Source organism: Amycolatopsis sp. NPDC049252 (assembly GCF_043197175.1).
In the GTDB taxonomy this organism is placed as follows: domain Bacteria; phylum Actinomycetota; class Actinomycetes; order Mycobacteriales; family Pseudonocardiaceae; genus Amycolatopsis.
Window position 1 is genome coordinate 1 of sequence record NZ_JBICSQ010000151.1, and the last position, 10,870, is coordinate 10,870.

The following is a 10,870-nucleotide window of genomic DNA, read 5'->3' on the forward strand; positions in this document are numbered from 1 at the left end:
GTCGGAGCCGCGGAGGGCGGCCCACCAGAAGCCGAACGCCGCGGCCAGGGTCGTGACCGCCAGCCAGCCCGCCACCCCCGTGCCGTCGACCAGGGCCCAGAACACGCCGACCACCGGGGCGACCGCCAGTACCGGCAGGTCGGTCCGCAGCTGGCGGCGCAGAGTGACCGGCCGGCCGGCCGCCGACAGGCGCTCGTCGTCCGGTTCGGCGGGGTTGTCCAGGCGGCGGCCGCGGGGTTCGACCCGGCGGAGGCCGCCCGCGGGGTGGAACGTCGTGCCGCCGGCCCGGACCAGCACCCGGTGGTCGCCGGTCAGCTCCGCGACCGAAGGGGAAGGCAGGCCGATCAGCTCGGGGGAGAAGTACACCGGGAGCCACGCCGGCTGGGGCGTCTCCAGCTCCAGCCACGAGCGCGTCAGCAGGCCGCGCTGCACCTTCACCCGGCGGATCGGCACGGTCCGGCGCCCACCGGAGCGGCCGGGCCGCACGAAGCGGGTCAGCAGCATCAGGACGTCCACCGCGAGCACACCCGCCGCGGCGACCACGGTGGCCGTCGCGTAGGTGGTCGTGCGGTCGGTCGTCACCAGCGGGGTCGCGCCGCGGATCGCCGCGCGGCGGGGATCAGCCGGGTCGTAGAACACCGGGAGGGTGCTCCCGGGCGCGGGCCGGACGTCCATCGCGACGGTGGCCGTCACGTCCGGTGAGGCGATGTGGATCACCGCCGAGTCACCGTCGAGGCGGACGACGGTCGCGGTCGAGCGGGCCGTCATCCCGCGCAGTTCGCCGGCCGCGGCCGAATACTCGGCCAGCTGCACCGCGAACACGAACGCGCAGGCCAGCAGGGCCAGGGCGCTCGTCAGGAGGATGTGCCGCACCGGCCGGAGCGTCAGGAGAGTCTTCACCACTGCCTCGGGTACTGCAGGTGGGCGGTGCGAGCACCGCCCACCTGCAAAGGAACTGCTACTTCACGAAGCCGATCTTCGCGAAGTCGTACGGGGTGTTCGCGAAGCCGGGCGAACCGTAGTTCGCCACCGTCTTGCGGACCGCGAACGCGCCGACCGACTGGAAGATCGGCAGCTGGTGGCCGACCGCCCAGATTTCCTTGTCGATCTCGTTCAGGTCCGCCGCCCGCTTGCTGTCGTCCAGCTCCTGGGCCGCGGTGTCGTAGAGCTGGTTGATCTTGTCGTCCCCGACGTGGCCGTAGTTCTGGCCGATGTTCTTCGGGTCGTTGTAGTAGATGCCCTGACCGCCGGCGATCGGGAACGCCGTCGAGATCCAGCGGAACAGCGTCACGTCGAAGTTGCCGACGTTGACGTAGTTCTTGAAGAACTCGGTGCTCGGCACGGCCTGGATGTCCAGGTTGACGCCGATGGCCTTGAGCTGCGACTGCATGATCTGCCCGGTCTGCTGGCTGATCGGCGTGCCGGTCGGGATGATCAGCCGGACCTTCAGCTGCTTGCCGTCCTTGGCCCGGAAGTCACCGGCCGGCTTCCAGCCGAGCTGGTCGAGCTGCTTCTTCGCGGCCTCGACGTCGTACTTGTACGGCCCGGAGTTGTCGACGTACTCCTTGGCGCCCTTGAGGAAGATGTGGTTGCCCAGGGGCTGGGTGTCCTTCTGCATCTGCCCGAGGATCGCCTTCGAGATGGCGACCGTGTCGATGCCGCGGAAGAGCGCCAGCCGCAGGTCCTTGTCGGCCAGGATCGACGAGCTCGCGCCGTTGAAGGTCAGGTGCGTGTAGTCCGGGTAGGTGGACTGCCGGATCGCGGTGTTCGGGTCGCCCTGCGCGCGCTTGAACGCGTTGACGTCGTTGTTCAGGTTGTAGAAGTCGATCTGGCCGTTGGCGAACGCGTCCGCCAGCGCCGGGCGCTCGACCTTCTTGAACGTGACCGTGTCGAGCTTGGCCGGGGTGCCCCACCAGTTCGGGTCGCGCTCGAGGACCACGGTCTTCGCGGTCTGGTCGATCTTCTGCACCTTGAACACGCCGGCGGTGATCTTCGGCTCGGTCGCGAACGACTTGTTGAAGGTCTCCGCGTCGGCGTTGAGCTCCTTCGGGTACAGCGGGATGAACAGCGACTTCCACTCCGCGAACTTCTTCGCGAAGGTGACCTTCACGTCGAGGTCGTCGGTGCCCTTCTCGACCTTCGCGATGTCCTGGTAGCCGGTGGTCTGCGAGACCTCGTACGCCGGGTCCTTGCCGTTGAGCACCTTCGCCTGCGCGGCGAAGTCCTCCCAGGAGAACGCGCGGCCGTTGCTCCACTTGGCCTTCGGGTTGAGCTTGTACTCGACGACCTGCGGGTCGGTGCTCACCAGCTTGACCGACGTGACGTAGTTGGGGTTCTCACTGACCGTCGCGTCGGCGTTCTGCGTGAAGAGGTACGGGAAGACCGCGCCGAACATGCTCTGGCCGTCGAGCACGGTGCCGTCGACCTGGTTGACGTTCCAGTTGTCCGGCAGCTGGTCGACCGGCCACTTGAAGTCGCCGCCGTCCTTGACCTGGTCGAGCGGCTTCTCGTTGATGTCGGCCGTCTTGACGCCCTGGGCGCCCTGGTCCTGGAGCGCGTTGTTCCCGCCCCCGGAGCTGCTGCTGCAGCCGGTGAGGGCGAGCGTCAGCGCCACCACGGGGGCGATGACGGCGGCCATCCTCCGTCGGTTCATCGGGTACCTCTCTTTTCCTGTGTGCCAACGGATGCGTGGCTACACGACTTCGCGGGTCTTGGCGTAGTGGCAGGCGACGTCGTGGTCGGCGGCGCGCGGTTCCCGCGGCGGCTCGACCTCGACGCACCGCTGTCCGTCCTCTTCGGACAGCTGGGCGAACACGAAGCAGCGGGTCCGGAACCGGCAGCCCGACGGCGGGTCCGCCGGGCTGGGCAGGTCGCCGGTGAGGATGATCCGGGTCCGCTCGCGTTCCTTGACCGGGTCCGGGATCGGGATGGCCGACAGCAGTGCCTGGGTGTACGGGTGCTGCGGCTGCTCGAAGACGGTCCGGACGTCACCGATCTCGACGATCTTGCCCAGGTACATCACCGCCACCCGGTCGGCGATGTGACGCACCACCGACAGGTCGTGCGCGACGAACAGGTACGACAGGCCGAGTTTCGCCTTCAGCTCGTCGAGCAGGTTGATCACGCCCGCCTGGATGGAGACGTCCAGCGCCGAAACCGGCTCGTCGAGCACGATCAGTTTCGGCTCCAGGGCGAGCGCCCGCGCGATCCCGATGCGCTGGCGCTGCCCGCCGGAGAACTCCGCGGGGTAGCGCTCGGCGTGCTCGGCCCGCAGCCCCACCAGGTGCAGCAGCTCCGGGATCCGCTGGTCGATCGCCGCCCGGTCGTACCCGTGCACGCGCATCGGCTCGGCGATGATGTCGCCGATCGGCAGCCGCGGGTCCAGCGCGGCCATCGGGTCCTGGAAGACCACCTGCAGGTCGCGGCGGATCGCCTTGCGCGCCTTGCCGTCGAGCTTCGCGACGTCCTTGCCCAGCACGGCGACCGAGCCCGCGGCCGGGCTCACCAGCTCGAGGATCTCCATCAGCGTGGTGGACTTCCCGCAGCCGGACTCGCCGACCAGGCCGAGGGTCTCGCCCTCGACGATGTCGAAGCTGATCCCGTCGACGGCCTGCACGGTGCCGACCCGGCGCTTGAGGATCTGGCCCTTGGTCACCGGGTAGTGCTTGACCAGGCCCTGGACGTCGAGCACGGTGGTCCGCTCGGCCCGCGGCAGCGCCGCCAGCGGCGGTTCCCCGACGAGTTCGGCGCCGTACACCTCGGCCGCGTCGGCGTCCGGCCGGTCGAGGACCTTGGTGTGGATGCAGGCCGCGCGGTGCGAGGTGTCGACGCCGGCGTCCGGGCGCCCGGGGGTGATGGTGAGCAGCTCCGGCTCCGCCGCGCGGCACTCGTCGGTCACCAGCGGGCAGCGCGGCGAGAAGGGGCAGCCCGGCGGCAGGCTGACCAGCGACGGCGGCTGGCCCTCGATCGGCACCAGCGGCTGCTTCTCGTGCGCGTCGACCCGGGGGATCGAGCCCAGCAACCCGAGCGTGTACGGCATCCGCGGCCGGGCGTAGATCGTCTCCACCGGCCCCTGCTCGACCGCGCGCCCGGCGTACATCACCATCAGCCGGTCGGCGAACCCGGCGACGACGCCGAGGTCGTGGGTGATGATCACGATGCCGGCGCCGGTGACCTCCTGGGCGGTCTTGAGCACCTCCAGCACCTGCGCCTGGACGGTGACGTCCAGCGCGGTCGTCGGCTCGTCGGCGATGATCAGGTCGGGGTCGTTGGCGATCGCGATGGCGATCACCGCGCGCTGCCGCATGCCGCCGGAGAACTCGTGGGGGAACGCCTTCGCGCGCTGAGCGGCGTTCGGGATCCCGACCAGGTCCAGCAGTTCGACCGCGCGGGCGTTCGCCTGCGCCTTGGTGACCACGCCCTTTCCGTGCACCAGCAGGGCTTCGGCGATCTGCGCGCCGACGGGGTAAACCGGGGTGAGCGCGGACAGCGGGTCCTGGAAGACCATCGAGATCTTCTTGCCGCGCAGCCGGGACAGCTCGGTGTCGGAGCGGCCGATGATCTCGCTGCCCTGGAACCGGATCGACCCGGAGATGCGGGCCTGCGGCGGCAGCAGGCCCAGCACGGCCAGCGACGACACGGACTTGCCCGAGCCGGACTCGCCGACGATGCCGAGCACCTCGCCCGCGGCGACCTGGTAGGACAGCCCGCGCACGGCGTGCACCCGGCCCGACTCGGACGGGAACGACACGTCGAGGCCGGACACCTCCAGCACGGTCCCGGTCGGCTTGCCGGTCTCCGCGCCCAGGGCGAGTGCGGTGCTGCTCATGAAACGGCTCCAGCGGAAACGGTCTCGGTGGGGGACTTCGTGGCGGCCTCGACGCGCTTGCGCTCCTTGCGCCGCGAGCGGCTCGACGCCGGGTCCAGCGCGTCGCGCAGGCCGTCCCCGGCGAAGTTCACCGCGAGCACGGTGACCACGAGGAAGCCCGCCGGGATGTAGAACAGCCACGGGAACGTGCGGACGGCGTCGGACCCGGCCGCGATGAGCGTGCCGAGCGAGACGTCCGGGGCCTGGACCCCGAAGCCGAAGAACGACAGCGACGTCTCGGTGATGATCGCGACGCCGACGTTGATCGTGGCGTCGATGATGAGCAGGGACGCCATGTTCGGCACGATGTGCTTGGCGATGATCCGCCGCGCCGGCTGGCCCATGAACCGGGCGGCCTTGACGAACTCCCGCTCGCGCAGGGTGAGCGTCATGCCGCGGACGATCCGGGCGGTGATCATCCACTGGAACAGCGCGATCAGCCCGACGAGGATCAGCCAGGTCTTGCCGCGGAAGGCCGGCGACAGGATGGAGATGATCAGGAACGGCGGCAGGATCAGCAGCAGGTCGACGACCCACATGGCGATCCGGTCGGTCCAGCCGCCGAAGTAGCCCGCCGCGGCCCCGACGACCGAGGCGACGCCGGTGGAGAACAGCGCGGCCAGCAGCCCGATGGTCAGCGACTTCTGCAGCCCGCGCATGGTCTGCGCGAACATGTCGCCGCCGATCTGGTTGGTGCCGAACCAGTGCGAGCCGTCCGGCGGCAGCAGGTACGACGTCGGGTCGAGTTCGTCGTAGGCCCACGGCGAGTACCAGGTGTAGGTGAACGCCAGCAGGTAGAACAGCACGATCAACGCGAGCGCGGCGACGGCCGCGCGGTTGCGCAGGAAGCGGCGCAGCACGAGCTTGCCGCGCCCGGCGCCCGAAGCGGCCGGGCCGGCCACAGCCAGGTCGACCGGGGCACCGGCGGGGGCGGCGCTCGCCTCGGTTTCGTTGACGGAGGCCGACATCAGATCCTCACCCTCGGGTCGAGCACGGCGTACAGCACGTCCGACAGCCAGCCGGCGAACAGCACGCAGACGGCGATGAACAGCGTCACCGTCGCCACGATGTTGGTGTCCTGCTGCTGGATCCCGGTGACCAGCCAGTCGCCCATGCCGTACCAGCCGAAGATCTTCTCGGTGAAGATGCCGCCGGTGACGAGCAGGCCGAAGCCGAACGCGAACAGCGTCGCCATCGGGATCAGCGCGGTGCGCAGGCCGTGCTTGAACAGCGCGCGGCGCCGGGTCAGGCCCTTGGCCTGCGCGGTCCGCAGGAAGTCCGAGCCGAGCACGTCGAGCATCGCCGAGCGCTGGTACCGGCTGTAGTAGGCGACCTGGGTGAGCACGATCGCCAGCGTCGGCACGATCAGGTGCTGCACGCGGTCGAGCAGCGCCTCCCCGAACCCGCCGCTCAGCCCGCTGGAGTTCTCGCCCTGCACGATGAAGAACTGGTAGCCGTCGAGCAGGTTGTCGTTCACCGACTGGGCGCCGGCCTTGAGGATCGTCGCGATGACGAAGACCGGGGTGGAAAGCACCACGAACGAGAAGGTCGTCGCGAGGTAGTCGCTGATCTTGTACTGGCGGATGGCGCTGACCACGCCGACCAGCACGCCGATCACGATGCCGATGGTGATGCCCAGGACGAACAACCGCAGGCTGACGCCCATCCGGCGCAGCAGTTCGTCGGTGATCGGCTGGTCGGTGATGGTCCGCCCGAAGTTGCCCTGGAAGACGCCGCCGAGCCAGGTGAAGAACCGCTCGGGGATCGGCTGGTTCAGGTAGAGCTCCGCGGCCTTGGCGTCGATCGTCGCCTTCGGGGGCGGCGGGTTGCGCAGCTTCAGGCCGTCGAGCGGGCTGAAGGCCAGCGAGGCCAGGGAGAACGCCGCGAACGTGGCGACCAGGCAGAGCGCGACGTAGTTGACGAGGCGGCGGAGGAGGAAGCCGATCACCGCGGCCCCGCCCGGTCCGGGGCGGGGAGCCGCCGGTCTCGCGGGCCGCTCGCCCGCCGCTCGCTCGATGGAGTTCTCGTCGCAACCACTTGCCGCTGCTGCCCTTCAAGAGTCTTTACGCCCGTCGTCGGCGCAGCATAAGGGGAACAGGCGGTTCTTTTCGCCCTTGGCGAACTATTCGATAGTTACGATCCGGCTGTGAATGTGAGCGTCTCGTTACCTTTTGCCGGATACCCGACGTAGGTATGTTGCGCGCGCCGGGCACGGCGGTGTAAGAGGGGTCACGGTCTCCCGATCGGGAGTCGCCGAGTCGCGCAGGGACAACGGGATGCGGCCGCGCGGGGCGCCGCTTCGACGCTCGTCCCCGCCCGAGCAGCGGTTCCCGGTCACCGCGTCCGTCCACAGTGTACCTTCGGGCAGATGCACGGCCTGGTGCGTCACGCCGGCTTCGAGCACCGGTGCCACCCGCATCTGCGCCGCCAGGCAGGTCGCCCCTGCAGCGCGTCCTGGGCCGGCTCGACCGCCCGACCGCGGGGCTGTTCGAGAGTAAGCCGTAACCGCGGCTGGACAGCCTTCTGGTCCAGCCGGCCGTGGATCCGCTCGCCGTCGTAGGCGGTGAACCGCTGCTCGAGGCGGCCGTAACCGTTGTGCGACGGCATGAACAGCCGCCACCCGGGCCACCAGAAGTGCGCGCGCTGCTCGGACGGGAGCTCCTCGCCGGTGTCCGTGCTCCACGGCTGCGATGAGCAGGACCACGCGGACTCCTCAGTCTTTGACGGCGCCGCTGGTCAGCCCGGCGACGACGTACCGCTGGGCGACGACGAGCAGCACGGCCGCGGGGATCGCGGCGAGGACGGCGGTGGCCATGATCCCGTTCCAGTCGGCGGACTGGTTGCCGGCGAACCGGTAGATGCCCACCGTGACGGGCTCGAACGACTGCCCGGTGGTGAGGGTGACGGCGAACAGGAAGTCGGCCCAGGCGAACAGGAATGCGAACAGCCCGGCCGTGACCAGTGCGTTGCGGCTGACCGGGAGGATGATCGAGAAGAACGTCCGCCAGTAGCCGGCACCGTCCACACGGGACGCTTCGGTGAGCTCCCGCGGCACCGAGATCATGAACGCCCGCAGCAGGAGCACGGCGAACGGGATGGTCGCGGTCGAGTCCGCCAGCACCAGCCCGAGGTAGCTGTCGATCAGGCCGAGGTTGGAAAACACCGTGTAGAGCGCGTTCGCCAGCACGATGCCCGGGATCAGCTGCACGACGATCAGCACGAACACCAGCGCCGGCCCGCCGCGGACCTTCAGCTGCGCCAGCGCGTACGACGCGGGTGCCGCCACCACCAGCGACACCAGCACCGTGCCCAGCGCCACGACCACACTGGACACCAGGTTCGGCCCCTGCGTCGCGAGGGCCCGGCGGTACCCGTCAAGCGTGCCGTCGACCGGGAGGAACGCCGGGTCGGGCCGCAGCAGCGCGCCGCTGGGCTGCAGCGAGGCGTTGACCATCCAGTACAGCGGGAACAGCAGCACCGCGACGATCACCACCCCGGCCGCGGTCTTCACGTCGCCGCCTCGGCCAGGGTCGCCTTCGCCGAGCGCAGGTACAGCAGGCCGAACCCGGTCGCCACCAGGATCAGCAGGTTCCCGGCCGCGGCGCCCCGCCCGAACGTGAAGTCCTGGAAGGACAGCCGGTAGGACCACGTGGTGAGCGTCTGGGTGGCGTTGGCCGGGCCGCCGCCGGTGACGACCATGATCACGTCGAACACCTTGATGGTGTAGACCAGCCCGAGCATCAGGACGATCCCGGTGACCGGGCGCAGCAGCGGCCAGGTGACGTGCCGGAACCGCTGCCACGCGCCCGCGCCGTCGAGCGCGGCGGCTTCGTGCAGCGACGCGGGGATCGCGCGCAGGCCGCCGTGCAGGATCACCAGGTTGAACGGGATGCCGATCCAGATGTTGGTGAGGATCACCGCCGGCAGGGCCCAGCCCGTGCTGCTCAGCCACGGCACCGCGCCGATCCCGATCAGGCGCAGTGCTGCGTTGAGCACGCCGTGGTCCTGGTCGAACATCCACCGCCACACCGCGCCGCTGACCACCAGCGGCAGCAGCCAGGGGAGCAGGAGCAGCGACCGCAGCAGCGCGCTGCCGAGGAAGCGGCCGGTGAAGAACACGGCCAGCGCGAGGCCGATGCCGAACTGGAAGACGAGCGACCCGGCGGTGAACAGCACGGTGTTCAGCGCGGCCGTCGTGAACAGCGGGGCGGTGAGCACGGCGGCGTAGTTGGCCAATCCGACGAAGGGCGCTTCGCCGGTGTAGAACGACTTGACGGTGTAGTCCTGAGTGCTCATCACCAGGTTCGCGGTCAGCGGATACCCGAAGAACACCACGACGTAGGCGACCGCGGGCAGGAGGAACGCCCATGCGATGAACCGGTGGTCCCGCCGTGGTCTTCGCCGCGGCACCGGGGCCGCGAGCGTCACGACCCGGCCGCCTGCTGCGCGGTCTTGAGGGCCTGGTCGGCGGGCTGTTTCCCGGTGAGCGACGCCTGGATCGCGTCGGCCAGCGCCTGGGAGACCTTCGGGTACTTCTCGCCGAGTTCGGCGGTGCGGGAGCGGGCGGAGCCGACCTCGTCGACGAACGCCTGCATCTCCGGCTGCTCGGCGCCGAACTTCGCCGCGACGGTCGTCTTCGACGGGATATAGGCGTGGGCCTTGCTCCACTGCAGCATCGTGGGCTCGGCGAGGATGCAGGACAGCACCTTCCCGGCGGCCTGCTGGGCGGGCCCGCTGGTGACGGGCACGGCCCCGACCTCACCGCCGAGGGCGACCACGGGCTTCGCGCCCGCCTTCGGCGCCGGGATCGGCACGACGCCGTAGTGCAGCGACTGCTGCTCGTCGAGGCGGGCGAGGTTCCACGACCCGTTGATCATCATCGCCGCGTTGCCCGCGACGAACTGGTCGGCCACGTCGTTCTGGTTCCACGTCACGACCGACTTCGACGCCGACCCGCTCGTCACGAAGCCCGTGACGTAGGTCAGGGCCTGCACGCCCTGCGGCGAGTCCAGCCGGGACAGTTCGGCGCCGTTGCTCCAGAAGAACGGGAGGAACTGCCAGGTGCCCTCTTCCGAAGGGATCGCGGAGAAGGCGAGCCCGTACTTGCCGTCCTTGGTCAGCTTCGCCGCGGTGGCCGTCAGCTCGTCCCAGGTGGACGGTGGCCGCACCCCGGCCGCCGTCAGCAGGTCCTTGTTGTAGATCAGGGCCAGCCCGTTCACCCCGGGCGCGACCCCGTAGACCTTGTCCTGGTAGGTGCCGGCCTTGACGATGCCCGGGTAGTACCCGCCGGCGGAGATGCCGTAGTCCGACAGCGGGGTCAGCGCGCCGGTGGCGGCGACCTGCTGCAGCGTCGGGTTGTCGGTGAAGAGCAGGCCCGGCAGTGTCTTCGAGCTCGCGCCCTGCAGGATCTTCGGCAGCATCTGCGCCGTCGGCACCGTCTGCCGCTCGATCTTGATGCCGGTCTGCGCGGCGCAGGCGTCGAGGATCTTCTGCCAGGCCGCGGAACCCTGTTCGTCGGCGTAGTAGTCGAGCTCGGTGACGGTGGTGGCGTTCGTCGTCTGCGGGGCCGGGGCGGGGCCGCACGCGGCCAGGAGCGCGGCAGTCGCGGCCAGGAAAAGGGCGCGACGGGCTGCGGACATCGTGATCCCCCTTCGGCGGCGGAGCAGAACCGGGTCAGGTGCGTGGTGCGGCGGTGCTGTCGCGCCGGGTCAGGCGGGGCCCGAGCAGCCGGACCTCCGGCGTGGTGTGGCCGCCGAGCCGGCGCATGGTCATCTCCACGGCCTGGGTGCCGACCTCCTCGGCCGGGATGGCGACGGTGGTCAGCGCGACCGGGTGCTGCTCGGCCATGGTGTCCGGGCAGACGGCGATGACCGAAACGTCCTGGGGCACGCGCAGCCCGCGGTGGCGCAGGTCCGAGAGCAGCCCGGGTAGCACGGCTTCGTTGTGCACGACCAGGCCGGTCAGGTCCGGGTCGGCGGCGAACAGCTCGTCCAGGCAGGCGCT

The 10,870-nt window shown here is 70.0% G+C and carries 9 protein-coding genes and 1 pseudogene; all 10 read right to left on the minus strand.

Annotated elements, in window-relative coordinates; all coding sequences use genetic code 11:
- Window positions 1-900: hypothetical protein (locus tag ACGFMK_RS47950; RefSeq protein ID WP_392778439.1), on the minus strand; the 900-nt coding region annotated here is incomplete at its 3' end.
- 58 nt (window positions 901-958) lie between these two features.
- Window positions 959-2,653: an ABC transporter family substrate-binding protein gene (locus ACGFMK_RS47955; RefSeq protein ID WP_392778441.1), complete on the minus strand. Its 1,695-nt coding sequence runs from the start codon at window positions 2,651-2,653 to the stop codon at window positions 959-961.
- A 39-nt stretch (window positions 2,654-2,692) separates the two neighbouring features.
- Window positions 2,693-4,828 carry a dipeptide ABC transporter ATP-binding protein gene (locus tag ACGFMK_RS47960; RefSeq protein ID WP_392778444.1) on the minus strand — a complete coding sequence of 712 codons (2,136 nt, stop codon included), beginning with the start codon at window positions 4,826-4,828 and terminating at the stop codon, window positions 2,693-2,695.
- Window positions 4,825-5,835 (minus strand): ABC transporter permease, encoded by a 1,011-nt coding sequence (locus ACGFMK_RS47965; RefSeq protein ID WP_392778447.1) that lies wholly within the window; start codon window positions 5,833-5,835, stop codon window positions 4,825-4,827. The genes ACGFMK_RS47960 and ACGFMK_RS47965 overlap by 4 nt, the downstream gene beginning before the upstream one ends.
- Window positions 5,835-6,815 carry an ABC transporter permease gene (locus ACGFMK_RS47970; RefSeq protein ID WP_392778450.1) on the minus strand — a complete coding sequence of 327 codons (981 nt, stop codon included), beginning with the start codon at window positions 6,813-6,815 and terminating at the stop codon, window positions 5,835-5,837. The genes ACGFMK_RS47965 and ACGFMK_RS47970 overlap by 1 nt, the downstream gene beginning before the upstream one ends.
- Window positions 6,816-7,335: 520 nt before the next feature.
- Window positions 7,336-7,543, minus strand: a pseudogene (locus tag ACGFMK_RS47975) (family 31 glucosidase); the annotation flags it as partial.
- Window positions 7,544-7,580: 37 nt separating this feature from the next.
- Complete coding sequence (locus ACGFMK_RS47980; protein WP_392778459.1) at window positions 7,581-8,321, minus strand: carbohydrate ABC transporter permease; 741 nt, start codon at window positions 8,319-8,321, stop codon at window positions 7,581-7,583.
- A 53-nt stretch (window positions 8,322-8,374) separates the two neighbouring features.
- Window positions 8,375-9,295 carry a carbohydrate ABC transporter permease gene (locus ACGFMK_RS47985; protein ID WP_392778452.1) on the minus strand — a complete coding sequence of 307 codons (921 nt, stop codon included), beginning with the start codon at window positions 9,293-9,295 and terminating at the stop codon, window positions 8,375-8,377.
- Window positions 9,292-10,506 (minus strand): extracellular solute-binding protein, encoded by a 1,215-nt coding sequence (locus ACGFMK_RS47990; RefSeq protein WP_392778454.1) that lies wholly within the window; start codon window positions 10,504-10,506, stop codon window positions 9,292-9,294. Before ACGFMK_RS47990 ends, ACGFMK_RS47985 begins: the two co-directional genes overlap by 4 nt.
- Window positions 10,507-10,540: 34 nt before the next feature.
- On the minus strand, window positions 10,541-10,870 hold a 330-nt coding region (locus ACGFMK_RS47995; protein ID WP_392778456.1), incomplete at its 5' end, for a substrate-binding domain-containing protein.